Source organism: Evansella cellulosilytica DSM 2522 (genome assembly GCF_000177235.2).
Lineage (GTDB): Bacteria > Bacillota > Bacilli > Bacillales > Salisediminibacteriaceae > Evansella > Evansella cellulosilytica.
In genome coordinates this window covers 210,584-230,426 of the sequence record NC_014829.1, presented here as the reverse complement: position 1 = coordinate 230,426, position 19,843 = coordinate 210,584, and the positions used below count along the sequence as shown (strand labels likewise).

The window sequence follows — 19,843 nt, the reverse complement described above, 5'->3', positions numbered from 1 at the left end:
CACACTTGGACTTTATTTAAATCGGGAGTTATCGAATTAATCCCAGTTAGTTACAGAAGATAGTTTGCTTTCAAGAAAAAAGAGAATTGATCCGTTGACCCCTCTAAATCCTTTTTCTGTTCAGCCTGCTTTTTCTTTACTCAAGTTTGACATTTTTGTCGAAAGTATATTCCGTATAGAGATCCTCAGCACACCGATCTCTTTTAATTCCTTCTCCGAAATAATCCCTTTGAATAAGCATGTTTCCAACAAACTATCAAGACCATCCAATGCCTTTAGTGAATCATTGAAGAAACGGAACTTTTTTAGGATGTATAGTTGGTGTGCTTCTGCAATGTTTGCAGCACATGATGTTGCACGTCTCCTTAGTTTCTTTACAATGATTTTTTCTTTCCAAAATTCTTTTCTATTTGTAATCTCATAAATCTTTTCAACCAGCAGCAAGGCATTATTATAGGCACCAAAATTCTTTACATCAGGTGTATAGGGACATGGCAAATCCATACCTTTTCCCTCTTTCTCTTTAATGTTGGATAGGCTCTTTGTTAGAATCCGTACCACTTGTGTTGTTAAGTTATCCAACTCATCAAATTGATCCCGTGTTATATACTCCTGCCCCATTGATATTTGGAGCCATGCTGTGGTTTCTTTTGCTGATCCTATAGCGATGCTGTATTGGTTAAACTTTTCTCCTACATATATTTGTTCACCCATTTCAATCCTTTCTTTAATTGAACTAGCACTTCTTTCTATCTGGTTTACAATGTAGTCAACTTCGTATGAAGGAAAGTTCTGACATAGTTCAATTACTTTTTTTTCTAGCTCCATAGCCTTTTTATAACCAATGAAATGAGTTACATCCCTTACTTCAAGATGCTGTCGTTTCTTAGTTTGCTTTTCTTTTGAGGGTTTTGTTGATTGTGAGGGTTTACTTGAAATTGCTTCGGTAAGATTCTTGGAGGATTGAATATTGAGGAATTCTTCGAGGTTGTCGTAAATCTGATTGGCTCTGTAATCATGAAGGTATTTTTCTATCAATATTTCTTCTGCTTCACAAATATCCCTTAAGTCTTTCAGAACCCATATAATTCCTTTCTCTGCAAGATTCTTAAGACTAGCTTCTATATCGAAGATGCTGTAATTTGATAGTTCCCGATTTCTTCTGTACTCACGCTGAATCTGATTGACTATGTTGTTCGTCATCCTGGACCATCTCCCCATATATTTTATACTTCTGTGTTAAGTAGACAGAAAAGAAGTTTTATAATGGTGCAAAATAAAAACTTCTTTTCCTACTGTTGATTTAGTCTTTTTTATCTCTGACGGTTCTTTCCAACCACTCATAAACAATGTCATATATTCTTCTATTCTCTTCGATTGCTATAGCCGCTTTTTCGTGATTTCCTTGAATAACATAATGATGGCTTATGAGCCAGGTAGTATGGAAAAGGATGAAGTGTAATTCATCATCAGCAATTAACTGGTCTCCAGAAATGAAACTTTTCATCTGAATTCTAGGTTTTTCATTTTTGGAACTGTAGAACGTTTCTTCAAATGTGCAGAATCGAACCAGATCACCTCTGTCTGTAAGGTAAATTTCGGTCAAAGCTACAATTGAACCTTTACCTACGTTTAGTTCCTCATAAGTAATCGGTTCCTTATAGACCCTTATTCCAAGCAATGGAGTCCCATCCTCGTTATGAAAAGGATGCCGTGATTTGTTATATTCTGGTTCAAAGCCCTCTCCAGATCCAGACTCTACTATTTCCACAAATTTCAAAGTCGTTTTGGCTAGTTCAATTTTCTCTCTTAATAGTTCGGCTGCCATTACTCTTGTAGATTGCATAATCGTCACTCCTTGAATGTTTTTTCGTTTGAAACTTGGACTTTGTTTCCTAATGTTTTTTGCTACTGACTCTATCTCTTATCCAGCTGCTTGTTTTAATGATGGTGTTTCCAGGCTGGACCCTAATTCCTTATTGTTTCTCCTCTAGATACGAGAAACTGATTTATCTCAATCGCAAGATATGTAAGTATATCTTCTTTTTCTTCTTGCGTTAGTTCTTGGTTATTTGAAATGATACGGTTCAAGTTACAATGGATCATCTCACAACTCCCACAATTATTTTCCTCCCGTGTGACAAAGCAAACTAAAATACTACCATCTGGACAGACAAATATTTGCTTTCTCACCTCAATATCACCATCGATTCCTTCACAACGATATTCTTGTCTTTCATAAACAAGATGACCCATCTGGTATTTCCTGTTCTTCCCGATATAGTATTCAACACTTTCAAAAACCCAATCATCCCCTTTCGCTATTTTGGCAATCGGCTCAAAACCAACAATTCCAATCGCTTTCTCCACTATTTCCTGTCCACTTTTACCATTCCATACTATCTGCTTTTTTTCTTTCATTTCCTTGAATCTTTCTTTTAAAGTCATCATCTTTCCAACATCTCCTTTTTTGTTAACTTTCTATATTTCTATTGTATATAGTCATTGGAATAAAAAGGTTGCCTGCCAAGTCACACCTGAATTTAATTGAAAAAAACTTTTTCTGATGACTTTTGAAACTAATTTACTAGAGAATACTTATAGAATAATGAGTGCCATGCTGGAATAGAATATCTTGAACCAAAAGAAAAGGAAGCTGCTATGCAACTCCCTTTAAGCAAATCTGAGGTACTTGTATCCCATATGTTTGACTGAGATAGGCTTCATCTTTTAAACCTATTACTCTGTAAAACTTTTTTCCATCCGATGGCCTTACTCTAATATTGAGAAGTTTTTTGAAAGTGTTAGGGTTGAACCGGCTGGCATCCAGTTCAAGTTTCTTTTCCTTTAGTTTCTTGGAAAGGCACTCTTTCAAAAACTCACTCACTTCTCCACTGGACTTAAATTCAAGTCCTTTTTTCTTTCTTTCAAAGACTGAGTCTAACATCTCTATCAGTTGAACTTCCAGTGTTAATTCTTCTCTCCCTCTGATATCTCTGATTTTTTCAATAGCTTTTAAATCTTCGATGTAGCAATAGTTTTCTAACTTTCTTTTCCTAAGATGCGTTTCGAAAACCTTCCTAACCAACTCAATATCAGGTTCGGTTATGAGAAAGTGCTGCAAGTCCTTTTTACTTCCACTTGATAAAGTATTGCGAACGAATTCAAGTTCACCATCTTTTCGAATAGACAAATACTCTTCCTTTAGCTGTTCGAAATACCCTTGCTCAAGAGCGATTTGCTTGATGATTGCTTTTGCATCCCCTTTTGTTTTCTTGCTTCTCAACAACTCCTTCTTACTTATTGTTACTGACCTGTCTAAATCAGTGATTTGACAGGTGAATTTCTCTTCCAGTTCTTTCAGGAGAGAACGGTAATTGTTGTAATTGTTGTACACCTTTTTCAGAATTCCTTCAGACTCAATTGCAGGGATATTTACCTGCAACCTACCTTCTTTGTCTGCAAACAATCCACAATTCCGTTCTATCTCGTCTAATTTTCCGATAACTGGTACACTCCCACCTCGTATCAATTCAATGTAGATTTTCGAATTTTTTGCTTTTCTTATTTGTTCTTCTACGTAGGCATGATACCGAAAAACATTGTCTTGTTTTTCGGAAGAACTTTCTTGAAAGAACACATTAAAGGCTGCATAAGTTGGGATTTCTCTGCTGATTCTAAAGCGATTGGACATTTGAACCAGGCGTGTAAATTCGTGATTCATGCTCGAACTGCTACAGTAAACCCATGTTTCAGCTTGTTTATCAAATCCAGATACAATACTGATTCCAGCACTCATAGCTGTTGTCCCAAGTATAACTTGTACATCTTCAGGGATGATGCCAGGACCAATAATGGATTTTTCCTCTTCACTTCTATCTTTTTCCCTTTTTGCATAAACACCAACTGCTTTTATGCCCTTTTCGATTAAGTCCTTTTTAAAGTCCTCAATCAATGACTTATTTTCAACGAAAACAAGGAGTTTTCTTGATGGATTTTTTTTGATCGCTTCTCTAATCAACTTTAACATCATTGAATCTACTTCGTTGGTGTTCTTACCAGACAGAACTTTAAAGCCTGCCTTGTGAAAAGGATTTTTCCGATCCTTTTGAGTCACCTTAATGACTAGATCATAAACACCTTCCGTTGTTAGACTCTCTGGCGTTGCAGTCATGTGTAGAACTATACCTCCACTTTTCATATGCTCCTCCTCAACCACCAAATATCTTTCAATGGTTTCTGACTTGAATGTTGAGTCATTGGCTAACATATGGCACTCATCAAGAACCATGATTCGGTGATGCCTTAAAACCTCCAATGTCTCTAAATCATAGTCGCTTCGCCTTACTCTTTCTCCTTCAGTTAACTTCATGTCCAGAATGATATGAGCATGATCTGGTGTAGTCAGAAATTTATCATTGGAAGCAATGATGCTCTCACGTTGCCCCTTGATCAATTCATCCGAACCGGTTAAGACTGCCGATTTATTTGTGGAAAAGTCCTCTTTAAGGTTATTGATAAGGTTTCTCCTTGGAATTGCCATAATCGAATATGACAAACTACCAATGCTCCTATACATTCTTTTGAAGGACTGCAATCTTTCATTGAATTCATCAAGAACATCTAGGGTGAATTTTGATTTTCCAATCCCCGTATCCCCGATAAACAAAATACGTTTTCCTGGATTGTTCAAAACCAATTCTTTGAACTCCTTACACACTTGCACATCGTCTGAAAGATACCCCTCAATTTCCCACTCCTTATCAATCTTCAACTCATGTTTTTCACTAAGTTGGAAAATACCATTTGTATCAATCCCATACTTGTTCAAATCGTAGATGAAACTTCCTATCGTGCGATTAACATACCCATAACGCTCAATTTTCTTGAATTCTTCTTGGTATCTCCCATTGTCATCATCTATGATCTCACACAGTTTGTATGCTTGGTTTCTATCAATCAATCCCTCAAACATCATACTGTAAAATGTTTGAAGAAAGCTAAACCATTCATCGTAATCATCAATAAGTGGCATTTCTTCAAGAGCCTTCACAATCGCATCAAAGTTAACCCCAATTGGCAGATAGTGATTGTTGAAGTGGTCGTCAGCCAATTTCCTTGTGACTTCTTTGTCTTTTACAGATGATTTACCTTTTCTAACTTTCAATCGCTTCTTCTCCTCGAGGAATTCATCCATATAGGGCTGTAGGTTTGTTGCCTTTTGTTGCCTATTTATATGGACTTTCTTGCCAGAAGCATAAATTAGCTTCAGCAAGTGCTGAGAGTGGTCAAACGATAACCCTAGTTCTTGCTCCCAATGCTCCATTCTTCGCTTATAAGCATAAGCCCATTGCTCATAAGAACAGCCTTCAATCTCCATAACCCTCTCATATACATGGTAGCGAGGATCATTATAATTATCACTACTCGAGAATGAGCGTTGAACCATGTAGAAGTTTTCAAATAGCTTCTTTTCTAGCTCCTTCTTTCTCTGGTAAGATAGGTGGTTCATGTTATCCAAGTCGAATTCAAACATATTCGTCAGATAACCCTTAACCTCATCTCTCTTGTTGGGTGAATCAACCCAGGATCCTACTATATGTGGTGTACCTGTCTCTAACACATTATGAGCAAATTCATACTCACCCATATAACTGTACCTAGACTTGTTTCCAATGTTCACTGTTTTGTAGAAGTTTTGCATTTTTGCCGCTTCATATTTTGTGGGCTTTGTTTCATAGGATTGAATGTAGGGGGTAACAAGTAGCTTGTTTTGAAGATACTGAGAGGTTTGAGGATTTGGTAAGGAGTTAGATGCTTGGGGAGTTGTTTGCATCATCTTTCACCCCCAATCAAACTTTTCTTTTCTTCTTTGGAGATGTTAGTCCACTGTTGAACTCTTTCCACCCCATACCTTTCTATAATTCTATTGTAATGCTTTAGCCCCTCATAGATTTGTTTTGCCTCCTTCAGAGATTCCACATCCAGTTCTGAAGCCTTTCTTTCAAAAAAACTATCTCGATATTCCTTGTTTGTGCTTTTCATATCTATCACTTCCCTTTTCGTTTGGTATTTTATGATAGATTTATTTTGAAAAGATATAACGTAAGAATATGACTGACATGTTCGAGCATGGTTCGAGCAACGCAGCCCCTAGAATATTTGTTGTTTTTTTCTGTTAATGAACAAATGGTTTTATAAAAAAACGAACAGTGACAACTTTTGAGGAATTTTATTAAATATAGACCTCATTTGTTGTCACTGTTTGTTAGTTATGTCATTGAGCTTTGTAACATCTTCATAAGTCAGTAGAAAAAAAACCCAAAAAACTTCTAGGGTCAGCAATATTAAGAGGTAAATTAAAAAAGAACCGGCTATACCGATTCTTTAAACATTTTCTTATACTTATCCATTAACTAACCCCTAAAGCCTTGACCACTGCATCAACGCAAACCTGTATAACGTTTGCCAGTTCTCCAACCTTCTCAATCCTTCCCCCTACTGTTATTTCCTAAAACAACAGTACTTTCTTGTACAGGCTTCTCTAATGCCCCCGAACATAAACAAATTAATTCACAACGGCTAATTGAGGAGTTAAACCTATTCCTTTGTTGAATACTCAAATATAGCAATTTATGAAACATATGAAAATATCATAATCGCTCGAACATTTTATTATGAATTTTTCTTATATTTATGAGCGAACTGCATAGTATACATAGTTAAATCTATTAAATGAAAAGGATGTGTTTTACATGAAAGAACAAATATTGATTGCAGTTGACTGTGGCAAGTACCAAACAAAAGGAATTGCTAGATACAGAGGGAAAACCTTCATGGTATCCTTTCGCACTAAGATGATGCCTGTTTCTAGACTAGGAGTGGATATTCAGCCAAACTCTTTTCTAGTCGAATATCTTGGCAATGAGTATCTAATAGGAAATATGGTCAGTGAAGACTTTGTTGATTACTCCCTCACAAAAAACTCTACCATCCACCAAATCTCCATCTACACTGCAATTTCCCAGTTGTTACAAAAGGCAAATGCTCCAGCAAATGTTGACATCCGATTGGCGGTCAATGTTCCAATATCCACATATAAGGATTCCGTGCAAAAGGATAGTTTTAAACAGATGGTGGAGAACCGTAGAGGCTCCATTCATCTTTTAGTGAACGGGAGAACCCACTCATTTGAATTATCCGATGTGACATTAGCGTTTGAGGGTATGGGTGAAGTCTATTCCAAACCCGATGTTTACAAGGATAAGAATACCATTGTAGTAGATTTAGGAGGACTCAATACAACCTTGTGTACGTTTTCTGGAATTCAACCCCTAGTCAATACCATGATTGTGTCAGACTTAGGCATAAATGTTCTAAAGGGGAGAATTGGGAAGGCCATTAATGAACGCTACGGACTTTCTGTTTCTGCGGATGACCTAGAACAGGTTTTACGGAGTGGTTATTTTGCTAGCAAGGGAGAAGTCTTTGAGGAGAGTAAGGTATTCATTGAAGAGTTGAAATACGATCACGTTCAGCAAATTATTCGCTTTGCTAGGTCACGTGGTTATACCTTCAACATGTCGGACATCCATTTCGTGGGTGGAGGGGCAATCATCCTCAAACGATATATCAAGCAAGAATTTCCACATGCGGTCATTTTAGACAACCCACAGTACTCCAATTGTCTTTCTTTCCTGAAAATTCTAGAGGTCAAATATGCCAAACATTAGGTATACCATCAGCTTTCCGTCAAAGGATTTGGACTTAAGTCAATTCATGGAGGAAAAATTAATGAGAGGCGGTATGAGCGTTAGTGCCTACATTCGGGATTTGATTAGAAAAGACATGGAAAATAAGGGAGCAGAAAGCCTTGAGGAAATCTATCAATATGTGGAAAAAAGACTGAAAGAGAGTGGACTAGCCATGGAAGAAACAAGAGGTAGGGATATGAAGGACATTGTTGATGAAGTGGATAAGGAGTTGATATTGAATCTCTTTTAAGACTACAACAAAGGATGGTGCCTGCAATAATTAGCACCATCCCTTTTTTTTGTAATATTAAATCATTTTCCCGTTTATAGTGAGGTAACTAACTCCTTAACAGACTCTTTCTTTGTACCTCTTAGGTTTTCTAATTGTAATTTTTCAATTGGTGGAATTGAATCATACTCTATTCCAGCAAAAGTTTTTAGTACCGCATTAAATACAATTTTTGCTCCTTCAGGTGGAACTGCCATTCCGATTTGTTTTCTAATAGCTTCCTTACTCCCAAAAAACATAAAATCATCAGGAAATGTTTGAAGTCTAGCTCTTTCACGGTTTGTTAAGGCTCTATTCTCGCTCCAATGGTACATATGAGTACCACCACCACCGCTTCCTGTAACGGTATAGGCAGGTCGATTAGGATCTAATCTTTTATAGATCGAACTTAGCCGTGCCCCTTTCACATTCAGGCGTAGTTCTTCAGGAATACCAAGATACCAAGCATTCTCCCCAGCTGGAATATAACTTAACATCTCTTGAACCTTTTTTGTATGTCTTGGCATTTCATGATTTGGTGCATCTTCAGGAATTGGAGGCTCCAAAATAGCTTGTCGAGAAGTTTTATACTCTGTTGATGCTAAAGTGGTTGGTGCAGGAACTTTAAATTCAATCCCTTCTTTTGCTAAGTCATTTCGAATTCCCACGATAATAATTCTATGCCGTGCTTGTGGAACACCATATTCTTCAAACCTATATAAGTGTGGTGTTAATTTGTAACCCACTTCCTCTAATTCCGATAAAATTTTTACGAATGCCTGACCTTCATTAGCAGACTGGAGTCCACCCACGTTTTCAGCTATAAAAAATTTAGGCTGGTATAATCTCAATACCTTAATTCCATAGGAATACAAGGGTCCGAAAGTACCATTTAAGCCCTTTTTCTCTCCAACCTGGGAGTAATCGTTGCAAGGAAAACCGAATGCAAAGCAATCAATATCTCCTATTACGTCTTTATTGCCTATTGGTAGATTCTCAACTGGTCCTATATGAACCGACTCATCATTTTCATCACCACAGATATTATATCCATATGTTTTACATGCGTTGCTATCATAATCATTTGACCACACATGCTGAATTTTCCATTCTTCACCAGTTTCCGGGTGAATAAAACCAGCATTTTTTGCTCCTAGGGCTAGTCCTCCCGGTCCGTTAAATAACTCTCCCTTACGAAAAATCATAAGAAGTAACATCTCCTTCGATACGAATACTTGTTCTAGCATACATCTATGCTATTCATTATACACTAATTCTATTACTTTTGCAGCTCGGAAGTTTTGCAATGAATAAAACCAAACTAAAAAGGTTAGAGAATCCCTTAGCAGGTACTCTAACCTATTAAAACTAAAACATTTCTCCTACATTTTCATACCCAGTGTTGTTAAACAAAGATATAAATCTTTCTTTTCGTTCTTCTTTGGTTAATTCATGCTCCAAGCAATAATCTAAAAATCCTAATAAAGCCTTTGCAGATAAGATTACACCAGACACTTGAATTTCAGAATTTATCAATTTTGCCTTTTCACATATTTTTTCGAGATGGCGTTCACCACCAAACCTGTTTGCGGTAACATAACCAAAATAAGCAACTGATTTACCTTCATAGCCATGGTAATTGGGAATATACTCCGAAGCCATATGTGACGCTAAATTTGCAGATAGTGTGAATTTCTCTCTGTAATTTTTAGCATCTAGAATACAAACAGTTTCCTCGTCAACATGTATTAAAATTTCTATCTCAGTCCTAACATCATTTCCTAATGGCTTCGGTCGCATTTCCACATTAAAACCTATGGACCTTAAAATTTCACCTGTTTTATCCTCGAAGACACGATCATTTTCCTCATAAAGATATGCTTCAACAAAATCATCATTTAAGGATTCGTAGTTTTGATTGTGTAGCTCATTAGCAAATTTCTTTGCCTCATTTGTAGAAAGTTCTTGTTCTAAAATTTCAACAATTTGTTCTACAGTTAACCCTTGAACTAATGGGTATGCTGCTAAAAGACGCTGGACTTTTTTTACACTTTTTCCTCTATTAGTAGCCGGAGGTAGTGAACCAAATGCACTTGCCTTATAACTGTCTATATCTAAACCTGCATTTTCAGCGAATCTTTCAAGCGAAATCAAATACCTTTTGTTAAAAGGATACCTATTCTCCATGTAATTCAGCATTTCAGAAGTAGTATTTTGCTTATCCGTTGGTAATCGTAAAGCATCCCCTCTGACATAATCAACAAATCCTGTGTAATCGCATAGCATCATAAAAGTATGGGCTACATCTCCGTGTGCGGATGCAAAGTCACGAGCATCACTGTCTGCTCTTTGCCTATGGTCAAAATGGGTAGCTACAGACTTTTTTATTTGACTTTTTTCAGTGTCAGAAGCCTTCCTGAAGTCCAATATTCTTTTTGTAACGTTAAAAATCTCGTCATCCCGTTTTGCTGTAAGAGCGAAGAAAGTTATTTCTTCCTTAGTCACATAGTAGTCAAGTATTGATTGATTCACCAATCGCACAAGAAATCTTGCTGGCCTTATTTGAAAATCCTCTTCGTATTTCGGCCTAAAGCCACTATCCAAAAAATACGCATTTGGAATTTGCAAGGTTAGAATCTGCTTTGAAATATTCTCCCTTACTTTTTCAGAATTCAAAACCTTTTGTCCAACTTTTGTTAGAACTAAGTAACCGTCTGAATTCAAATAAACATAGCCAAATGTTCGCAACATAGCTGCCCATGTTCTACCCCCAGATCCATCATTACTGATATTATCCCTCTTTAGCTCTTCAGAACCTAAGACCGCTTCATAATGCTTATGAGCATCTCTGTTCCCCAACCAAATAACAGTAAAATTATCGGTTGCAATTTGAAGTGCCCTGAGTGCATCGACATGAAATTTTGGATCACGTTCAGGTCGAGTAATAAACCAAACTTTTCGCACCTATTATCCCCCCTACTTTTTAAGAAATTAGGATTTTTACTTCATCCATAATTTCCCTTTCCTTCTCACTTAGCTTATTTTTATATGCCATGGAAGCCCAATCACCCAAAATATCAAGAAAAAGCAGTTTTTCTGAAACGATGAATTCATCTATATAGTTTTCATCTTCATCTGACAATCGAGAAATCAAAGTGGAGATGCTCAATATTTTATTGTCAAAGATAGCCAATAATTTATGGTCACTTAAATCCTGTTTTTGGTAAATAACTGAGAGAATCATAATAAAAGAAGAAATATTAATATCTTCATTGTTGTTGTAAGCATCATTAAACCAATTGTTACTATTCCCAGCCCGGTTGCTTAACTCTCTATGGGTCAACTTAGATTCTGAAATTAAACCATCTATTTTATCCATTAGCCTATATAGTAAACTCTTCCTTAGTAGTTTCTTTAGTATGTTCTTCTCGATATGACATCACCTTCTCTTTTTTTTGTTTCTCCTTATCTATAGTTTAATCCTCGTATAAATAAAAAAATCACCCGTAAAGGTGATATTTTAGTTCAATTACATTTTTTTGAGCCTTTAATTAGATTTTCTTTGTTTCTTTTACTAAATTTAGCAAATTTCCATCATCATACGGCTGTGAATATTGAATTTTATCACACTTTTGACACTGAACATCACAAACTCGATTGTACATAATTTTTTCTTTACTTGATAAGTGTTTGGGGATGTCCTCTATTGCAATAACTACTAATACTCCTCCACAATCGCAAAGCATACTAAAACCTCCTATTTCCAATTATCTCTTTTAAACATAGCAAGAAAGATCGTTGGTTGTTTTGGTCTATTTATAATATAAATGAAATGGACAGAAAATTTGAGTATTGTCCTTATTAATATATCAAAAATCTTGTCCATCTTACATCAGACATAAATAAAGTTTGACTTGGTTGCTGATTCATACAACGAAAAGGGTGGTTTGCTCTTTCACAAAAAAACAGGAACAATTTTTTCTACGAACAAAATCGACCATCAATTACACCATCATTTGCAAACTCAAAATCTCATTGAGACCATATTCAGTCCGTTTCAAGTACACAGCGACTTGTATTAATTTCACCTAGCAAATTGTGTACTTAATTCGGCCTCTATCTGGGCTTTATAGTGAACACGGATATATTAAACGGGTTCCTTACTTGGCTTGTCTCTCTGTCACCGTCAGGGAAAAGGTTTTGTTTTTCCTTTTGAAGGATCCAGTAATTCTAAATTTAAACCCTATATAGTGTTATGTTTCGGTCATCCTGTTTTTAATACCCTTTCTTATGGTTTTTGGAAATTTCAGTAGGCAGATTTATATAAGGAGAACTTAAAGATAAGTGAGAAAAGACAAAAAACTACTGATAATCACAGTAGTTTTTAGAGATTTTCAGTCATTAATTTTTTTTAAAGCCTCCTTATTCGCTACTACCCTCTTTAGAAACTCCTCAACTTCTTTCTCCATTTCAAATCCATTAATAAGAATGTTTAACTTTGTAGAAAGTTCACATCCTCGAAAGCCTTTAATTATTCGGTGTATAAAACTAGGAGACAAATTTGTTTTTTCCGAGATTTTGTACAGAGAATAACCTCGACTTTTTTTAAGTTGCTCTAGCAATTCACCAAAATTCTGATCTATCATATCTACTATTTCCTGGTTTACCTTTTCCATTCTTACTCCGCCCCCTGATAGCATACTAGGTTATACCTTAGTACCTGTTTTGTTTTTTGACCTTGTATGCTATGCAGTTACGGATGCATTTACTACTCTACTAATAACACTTGATTTATTACTTTATACATTGAAACAGAACGTTATACACAATAGAAAGGTTAGTCTTTTATTTAATAAATAGACCTCTCAGGTTCTATCCAGTGTTGTTCTTCACTTTTTAGTAGCTTATGAGTTTCGATTATATATGATATTGTGATATAAAAAAATGAGGGTTTGGACGAATTGTTAACACTTTGCCATAAACAGGACTTGAATTTCCAAAAATACGAATTAAAATAACTCTAAATACTTAAAAATATTAATCTTGAATAGGTGAAAAGTCATATCTAAGTGTACATATACTAATACAAGAAATAGAAATAGTAAGAGGATATGTACGCACATGTAATATAAAGAAGGCATGACAAGGAGGAAAATCATGATTGAAAATCAAGTCAGTAAAGTTGATATGGAGTTATATTTAGACCTCATTAAAGCACCCTATGGACAGAGAAAGAAGTATATACAACTCTTAAAAGCACCAGAATCAGATCAGTACAGATCATTTAAACGAGCTTATTTGTTTTTTAAAGATAATTTAATAGATAGAGAACAAAACATACTTGATCTAGTATACAGAAATAACGGTGAGTTATCTTTGAAAGAAATTGGAGAACGCATTGGAATATCCTCTTCACGGGTTGCTGCTATACGTAACTTAGCAGAACGTCGTCTATCCTTAGTTATGTTACGTCATTTACGTGGAGACGATAGCCCCCAAAAAAAGTCTATGTATACGATTGTATATAATCTGTCTGATCAAAAATTAATAGCACTACTTCAAATTACAAGACCCTGGGAAAAGAATATTAGCTATTACCAAGAAAGAGGAACGCTAACTACCGAAAGGCGTAAAACAGTCCGACACAAGCTATACAACGTTTGGACTTTAGACATGAATGATCATCGTGATAAAATGATTAAATTACTTGCTATTAATAAAGGTGATATTGAATGGGATTAACTATTATGGTTCTATACCATTCTGTTTTTAGGGCACCAAGTTCCTAAACGGTTATCTACTGTACACTGTACCTATGCCCTTATAATATTTTCACAGTCCACAGAATGGTTTTTCATTATTTAACCAATGCTAAATATAAACCAATTATATAGGGTTATGTTTCGGTCATCCTGTTTTTAGCTCTCAAGCATTTTTTACCGTTGCCATCCTATATCTCTTCCCCATCTCCCCTATAGTTTCTTTGCAGTGTTTTTCATCACTAGAAAGTATTTTTATCCTTGTTACTATTTCTTCTGCAATTCTCCATCACTAACTCCGTCATCTCTTCACTCTCAGTTCTGTCCTTCTCGATTTCTGGTTCCATTCTTTTTAGAGATTCGGAATCTATGATGTTATAGCTTAAGAGATCATATTGATCTAATGCCTTTGGATTAGCGTCTTCCAACTCAGCAAACGGTAGCTTTAGATTTAACCAAAAAGGATCATCACATTTTTCCTCATTGACTATAACCCTAATACTATATGGTTCGAGGAGTGCGGTCGATAGTTGCTCAGACTCTGCTTCTCCCCTCGCCAGAGCCTGTTCAATGGCTTTTTTAAGTCTATTAAGGGCTAGCCTATTACCAACCAAAACAACCTCTTCGGACGGCACGTAATGGGGATAAACATGTAATAGTGGTAGCTGATTACCTTCCCTTTTCTCTCTCATAATTAACCTCCTCCTTAATCAAACTTAAAATTATTTATAGTTATGTTCAATCTGTTATTGTTTGCCTATTTGTATTTTGTCCACCTATATAACAGGACTAGGTTCTTTTGCTTCTTATCTCCATTATCTATCTTGCAAGGTCTATTTCTTCCCCTTCATCTAAGAAAGTACTGTTTCAAGACACTGTAATTGGGGGCGTTGAAACTTTGACTTATCAAATATTTCTTGAGCAAAATCCTGTAAAATACCCGTTTGCTCCATAATTATTGCCTCCCTTTATTTTTTCCGCTGTTTGATTCTTGTTCTTCCATTACCCTCATTGCCTCAATTGCAACTAGTAAATGTCGATCATCAGGCTTTGATGTAAATAGATAGTATTGTAATATCCCCCCAATCACTAACATGATGTTCCATATTCCTTTAGGCTCACTTTTCCATAACTCATATCCAATACCCCAGGAGACTAGCAGCACCCAAATTCCATCACCAATAATAAAAAAGCAGCAAATGTAAAAAATCAGTATTGATGTAACTAGATTTGTTCCACAATTTTTATGGATTCTAGAGTGTTGTCTTACTTTCTCTATTGATAAATCTCCTCCGTCTATTTCGTATGCCCTAGCCACCATGTGTTCAGCGGCATGGTACTTTCCAATTGGAGTAACCTTTATAAATAGCCCCGATATAAGTAAAAGGACAAGTAACAAAACTAAGGGGCTAATTGGTATTGAATATGATTTAAAGCTCTCAAATAGCTTAATTTGCAACAAAAGGACAATCATAAATACAGATAAGACGTACCCCCAATATTCCATTAGGAGCTCAAATATGAATGAAAAGGCTCGAACAAAGGGAACCTTTGAAAGTACAAAAAATAGCTTCCTCTTCCCTTTCTTCCTAGTCGTTTTCGTCTTAATTCCCCCATTTTCCCACCTTGAGATTACCTTGTATCTTTCACTTTTAAAACAAACTGAATTATATCCTGCTCTCCCTCCATACACTTCCACGTGTTATCTCTCCTAATCCCAGTTTGGTGTTTCACTTGTACCAATGACTATAAACAATGGGAGCAATAAAAAAGCCCGCATCCCTTATTGAATGCGAGCTTTTAAAAATATTTGGTTGTTTTTCAAATTGATATACTTTTCCTTCATCGAAATCACCATTCATTCCAAATTATTATTAGTATTATATGAATTATAATAGAACACCATTGATAATTCAACGTCTTCAGACAGGTTTAAGAAAGGGATTCATACATAGAAGTGATAAGGTTAATAATACGTGATAAATGGGTCGGTATACCGTTAGCAAACAAACTGAATAGAAATCAAAACCCTATTACTTCATGTATTAGTATTACAAACAAACCCGAATAATTAATTCTTTCTTTTCTTATTTTCTTTAATATACTCTTTAATCATCATACGAAAACCTTTAGAGAAGTGGAGATTTCTAGGTAATCGAAGTTCTGCAAATAATTTATGCGTGTAAACTACTCTCTTGCGTTCATTTGATAGGGTCAAGAAAAAATCTTCCCCTTTTACTTCAATTATTCTTTCAAAGATAAAGTTAGCCGCCTTTTCATAATCATCGTTTTTGAATACATGCTTATCCATTATATTACCTATAACTCTATTGTAACCATTCGGAACTACTGAATCATAAGCAACTATAGCATAGCCTTCTAACTCGTTTAACGATGAAAATGATGTATTATCTAAAGGTATCAAACTTACAATGAATTTATCCCCTGAATTAAAGTCAATATATATCTCCGGAAGGTTGCATTTAACACTTAGTTCATACCTTCCCTTCATGTCTTCTGGGTTGGTAACAAAATGTTTATAAGCTCTGTCAAGAACCCTTTTTGATTGCCCGATATAATATATATCCTTTACACAATTATGTATGATATATATACCAGGGAAGTTTTCAATCTCCTGTTCTCGTCTTGCACTATCATTTTTTAATTCCAATAACTGTTGTGGAGTCACCTTTAACTTTTTTCTTAGTTCATCTAATTCTTTCCTAACTCTTCCTTTATTATTTAACCACTCCAACTCAATTTTTCTTTTATGATAATACGATGGTGATATCTCCAAAGGGTCATGATCCTCTAAAATCATTTCTATCCATCTTAGTTCGTCTTCTGTTAACATATCAATCATCTTCCCCCTCCAAAGAACCACGGAACCCAGAAGCTGAAACTCTCATTGTACAGGGGATTCCGGAACTATCGGGTAAAACTTGAACCTATCCCGAATCTGTTTTAACAAACTAACCTATTTTAGAAGACTTTCTATCCATATTATGAAAGTTTCCCAAAACGAAAAAAGTAGAATAACACCAGCTACAATGGAGATAAAGAGACTAAATAATATTGGATGCTTTTCATGGAATTTTTTCGTACCTTCTGATTCATTACTCTCATTGCTTGAACGGTATTGATGACCAATAGATGAGTTTTTTATTTTATTTTTATCCCCGATACGAATATTCACTTTCTAGCCCCTTTTCCCCAACAAATGGCCTATTATAGACTTATTTATTTTGTTTTTGTCTCCAACTCTGATAGATTCATCATATACAATACTTTCAATATTGTAGATTACTTGCTTAGCAGATTCACTTTCCCTAATTTGGTCCCTAATGTCCAACTCGTCTAGATTTTCAAACTCTTTTTCAAGTTCCATGATCACTTCTACGAGCTTTGATTTCACACGTGATACTATGCCGTTAAGTTGATTTGATGCTATTTTAACCTTCATGCCGGCAATTTGAAGTTCATCTTTTGATATTGCATAGCAAAATGCCGTAGGTACAACAGTTCCATAACTTTCCGCATTTGCACCTTGGAGGATATTTTGAATTGTTGCAACCCCATCATAAATTTTCACTGTCTCTATTTCATCTATCTGTTCTTTAGATAACAAATTTTCTAATGGTACTGGAGCATCAGTATACTGAAACTGAAAATTCACCAAGTAGGTGCCTGTTATGTGTCCTTTTAGTATCCTAAAGGGAGGAAGATTATCTTTATCTTTATACCCTTCTAACTCCCCATTTACCCAGTTCATAATGTTTTCATTTTCCATATCGGCTAGTATAACCTTTAACCTTAGTAGGATATTTTCAATACTTTCCTTTCCACCAACAGCATCTTTTAATAACTGACTCCGTGCCATGCCCACCGCACCTTCCTGTATCACTTCGTAGAATAAACTATACAGTCTTCCTTACCTAAAAAAAGTATTTATAAATATTGAACCTAAATACGATTGTCTGAGAAACGCCAAACTAATTATTAATTTTATTGACTAACCTTCGTTTCAGTTTAACCACTCTTCATTCCCTTAAAATCTTTTAACTTTAAGACAACTTTAGATTGGCTATTATCCAAGAATAAAGCCGGTTCAACTCCACAAATCATAGCTAACATTTTAGGAGTAAGATATAAATTATATTCCTCTGCAATTTTCAATGGTATTTCATGACCTTGTAGGATCTTTTCATCAATTAATAATTCTAACGACTGCTTGAAAGCTACAGGAGATGTTACTTTTGTTTCTAAATCAAAAGGTTCTGGGTTTCTCCATTTTCTATAATGCATTTGCTTATACAATTTTACTTCTTGGTCAACTGAAATAATATTCAAATCCCTAGCTCGTTTAATCATAGCTGCCATAGATACGTTCCATTTTCTTTTCAAATTATAGTATGTGTCTATTTCATCTACTATTTGGGACTTTAATTCTTCTCCGAAGGATTCCTTTGGTAAAAGAAATATTGAAGCTAACTTATTAGCCTCATCTTCCATTGTCTTATATTCGTCTTTATCTAGCTCTTGTGGATTTATACTTTGATGAAGAACCCAATGACCTATTTCATGGGCGATACTAAACTGCTGTCGATAAAAAGATCCAGAATCACCTGTAGTAATTACAAAATAACTGTTCCCATTAACAGTATTCATACTACTAAAAGCATCCACCTTATCTTCTTGATAATCCATATTTATAACTGTAAATCCCATTAATTCTGCAACTTCAATAATGTCATGTATAGGCTCCAACCCTAAATTCATTGATTTTCGGATACTTAAAGCAACTTCCTCAGGATTATCCTTCCCCTCATACATTTCCCTATTTTGTAAGACTGGAAAATCTATATACTGTTCCAGAAAGTCTCGTACAACAACTGAATATTTTAGTGCGATGGAGGCAGGTTCTTTGGATTTTTGGGTTGCTGTTAACCTAGATCTAAAAAAAGTACCTTCGTTTTCAATTACATACTTATCTGTCGTATAGAAAAATTCACGTGGGTACCCTAAAATATCAATTAAAATTAAAGACTTTTCAAAACTAGGTTCACTCTTTCCACTTTCATACTTTGATATCATCTGTTTGGTGACATTTAACTTCTCAGCTAGCTCCGTTATAGTGAGTTTATTGTACAATCTTGATTCTTTTAGTCGGCTTCCATTAAATATCTTCTTCATTATCTATCTCCACACTTACTTTATATTTTTCAAACTAACAATTTGTTTTTTCTCCTTTTTGGTCTCTGGAGTATTATTACTGATTCTCGTATCTGGATAGATTTCATCATCTGTCAGTACCAATCTATAATTAGGCTCGATAAGTTCAGTTAAGTCTCTTTCCCATACAACTTCCTGCCTAGTATTATAGGCAAATGCTTTTACAGTTGTTACAAACGAATGATCAAATGCAAATACATATACTTTTGAAGGTTCTTCTTCCATCATAGATAGCATTTCCCTTGCTTGCTCTATTAAGTCTTCCGAACTGTCATCATCATCCTCAAAGGAAATAGGAAGTGTCATTTGTGAATAAATAGGTTTCAACTCATCAAGTTCATGATTGAATAAATTAAGCAATTTTAAATAATGGTTATTCTTACCCTTTTTTATAACGTTCTTCATATTTTTGTGACTGAAGAAAACATATAGTTCATTTTGAGGTCCTGCTATTAAAACCGCTTCCCACAACTTTCCTCTGTCTAACTTAAAATACCTTAATTCATACTTTTTTGCCATTTCTATTAAAGAGTTATACCTATAATCCCACTTTTGTTTCGGGCTGCTATTTTGGGTACCCTCCCCGGAGACATTATTAATAGATTGTAGGTATAATAGACGTGCTTCTGGATCGTCCATTACGAGGATATTAACAATAGCTTTAACAATGTCATTATGTAGATTAATCATAAAACCCCTCCTATCTAATTACTATTTTAGAATTAATTTTAAAAAAGTCAACTAATTTCGAAATAATCACTAAAATATTATATAATATTTCAAAAAGGGGCTAAAAAAGACTTTACTTATGTAATTTTAGACCTATTTCA

20 protein-coding genes are annotated in these 19,843 nt (G+C 35.2%); 3 read left to right on the top strand and 17 right to left on the bottom strand.

The features are described from left to right. Positions 1-120 precede the first annotated feature (120 nt). The 5 genes from BCELL_RS01175 to BCELL_RS01155 form a co-directional block, all read right to left on the bottom strand. Positions 121-1,203: a four helix bundle protein gene (locus BCELL_RS01175; protein ID WP_013486839.1), complete on the bottom strand. Its 1,083-nt coding sequence runs from the start codon at positions 1,201-1,203 to the stop codon at positions 121-123. A 100-nt stretch (positions 1,204-1,303) separates the two neighbouring features. Beyond that, complete coding sequence (locus tag BCELL_RS01170; protein WP_013486838.1) at positions 1,304-1,846, bottom strand: hypothetical protein; 543 nt, start codon at positions 1,844-1,846, stop codon at positions 1,304-1,306. A 122-nt stretch (positions 1,847-1,968) separates the two neighbouring features. Continuing rightward, a complete protein-coding gene (locus tag BCELL_RS01165) occupies positions 1,969-2,451 on the bottom strand; it encodes a hypothetical protein (protein WP_013486837.1) in 483 nt (160 codons plus the stop codon). Positions 2,452-2,659: 208 nt separating this feature from the next. Beyond that, positions 2,660-5,839, bottom strand: a complete 3,180-nt coding sequence (locus BCELL_RS01160; protein ID WP_013486836.1) for a DEAD/DEAH box helicase family protein — start codon at positions 5,837-5,839, stop codon at positions 2,660-2,662. Next, complete coding sequence (locus BCELL_RS01155) at positions 5,836-6,045, bottom strand: hypothetical protein (RefSeq protein ID WP_013486835.1); 210 nt, start codon at positions 6,043-6,045, stop codon at positions 5,836-5,838. Before BCELL_RS01155 ends, BCELL_RS01160 begins: the two co-directional genes overlap by 4 nt. A 710-nt stretch (positions 6,046-6,755) precedes the next feature. Between BCELL_RS01155 and BCELL_RS01150 the strand changes: the two genes are divergently transcribed. Together BCELL_RS01150 and BCELL_RS01145 are read left to right on the top strand one after the other, a co-directional pair. Then, on the top strand, positions 6,756-7,733 hold the full coding sequence (locus BCELL_RS01150) for a ParM/StbA family protein (RefSeq protein WP_013486834.1): 978 nt from the start codon (positions 6,756-6,758) through the stop codon (positions 7,731-7,733). A gap of 61 nt (positions 7,734-7,794) precedes the next feature. Beyond that, positions 7,795-8,004 carry a hypothetical protein gene (locus BCELL_RS01145; RefSeq protein ID WP_157184153.1) on the top strand — a complete coding sequence of 70 codons (210 nt, stop codon included), beginning with the start codon at positions 7,795-7,797 and terminating at the stop codon, positions 8,002-8,004. A gap of 74 nt (positions 8,005-8,078) precedes the next feature. Here BCELL_RS01145 and BCELL_RS01140 read toward each other — a convergent pair whose 3' ends face one another. From BCELL_RS01140 to BCELL_RS01120, 5 genes are all read right to left on the bottom strand, one after another. Further along, complete coding sequence (locus BCELL_RS01140; protein WP_013486832.1) at positions 8,079-9,227, bottom strand: DNA cytosine methyltransferase; 1,149 nt, start codon at positions 9,225-9,227, stop codon at positions 8,079-8,081. Positions 9,228-9,390: 163 nt separating this feature from the next. Further along, positions 9,391-10,986, bottom strand: coding sequence for an AlwI family type II restriction endonuclease (locus BCELL_RS01135; protein WP_013486831.1), 1,596 nt, complete (start codon positions 10,984-10,986; stop codon positions 9,391-9,393). A gap of 19 nt (positions 10,987-11,005) precedes the next feature. Continuing rightward, positions 11,006-11,401, bottom strand: a complete 396-nt coding sequence (locus BCELL_RS01130; protein WP_013486830.1) for a hypothetical protein — start codon at positions 11,399-11,401, stop codon at positions 11,006-11,008. 172 nt (positions 11,402-11,573) lie between these two features. Beyond that, positions 11,574-11,768 carry a hypothetical protein gene (locus BCELL_RS01125; protein ID WP_013486829.1) on the bottom strand — a complete coding sequence of 65 codons (195 nt, stop codon included), beginning with the start codon at positions 11,766-11,768 and terminating at the stop codon, positions 11,574-11,576. A gap of 648 nt (positions 11,769-12,416) precedes the next feature. After that, on the bottom strand, positions 12,417-12,698 hold the full coding sequence (locus BCELL_RS01120) for a helix-turn-helix domain-containing protein (protein WP_013486828.1): 282 nt from the start codon (positions 12,696-12,698) through the stop codon (positions 12,417-12,419). A gap of 481 nt (positions 12,699-13,179) precedes the next feature. On the opposite strand from BCELL_RS01120, the gene BCELL_RS01115 reads away from it, so the two are divergent. After that, on the top strand, positions 13,180-13,764 hold the full coding sequence (locus BCELL_RS01115; protein ID WP_013486827.1) for a sigma factor-like helix-turn-helix DNA-binding protein: 585 nt from the start codon (positions 13,180-13,182) through the stop codon (positions 13,762-13,764). Between the two features lie 259 nt (positions 13,765-14,023). On the opposite strand, the gene BCELL_RS01110 is transcribed toward BCELL_RS01115, so the two are convergent. The 7 genes from BCELL_RS01110 to BCELL_RS01080 form a co-directional block, all read right to left on the bottom strand. Beyond that, a complete protein-coding gene (locus BCELL_RS01110; protein WP_013486826.1) occupies positions 14,024-14,473 on the bottom strand; it encodes a hypothetical protein in 450 nt (149 codons plus the stop codon). Positions 14,474-14,736: 263 nt separating this feature from the next. Beyond that, positions 14,737-15,480 carry a DUF1385 domain-containing protein gene (locus BCELL_RS01105; protein ID WP_013486824.1) on the bottom strand — a complete coding sequence of 248 codons (744 nt, stop codon included), beginning with the start codon at positions 15,478-15,480 and terminating at the stop codon, positions 14,737-14,739. Positions 15,481-15,852: 372 nt separating this feature from the next. Then, on the bottom strand, positions 15,853-16,644 hold the full coding sequence (locus BCELL_RS21390) for an excinuclease ABC C subunit domain-containing protein (protein WP_013486823.1): 792 nt from the start codon (positions 16,642-16,644) through the stop codon (positions 15,853-15,855). Between the two features lie 114 nt (positions 16,645-16,758). After that, complete coding sequence (locus BCELL_RS01095; RefSeq protein ID WP_013486822.1) at positions 16,759-16,977, bottom strand: hypothetical protein; 219 nt, start codon at positions 16,975-16,977, stop codon at positions 16,759-16,761. A gap of 3 nt (positions 16,978-16,980) precedes the next feature. Further along, positions 16,981-17,661, bottom strand: coding sequence for an AbiTii domain-containing protein (locus BCELL_RS01090; protein WP_013486821.1), 681 nt, complete (start codon positions 17,659-17,661; stop codon positions 16,981-16,983). Positions 17,662-17,810: 149 nt separating this feature from the next. Continuing rightward, a complete protein-coding gene (locus tag BCELL_RS01085) occupies positions 17,811-18,974 on the bottom strand; it encodes an XRE family transcriptional regulator (protein ID WP_013486820.1) in 1,164 nt (387 codons plus the stop codon). Between the two features lie 15 nt (positions 18,975-18,989). Then, positions 18,990-19,703: a DUF5986 family protein gene (locus tag BCELL_RS01080; protein WP_013486819.1), complete on the bottom strand. Its 714-nt coding sequence runs from the start codon at positions 19,701-19,703 to the stop codon at positions 18,990-18,992. Positions 19,704-19,843: the final 140 nt, after the last annotated feature.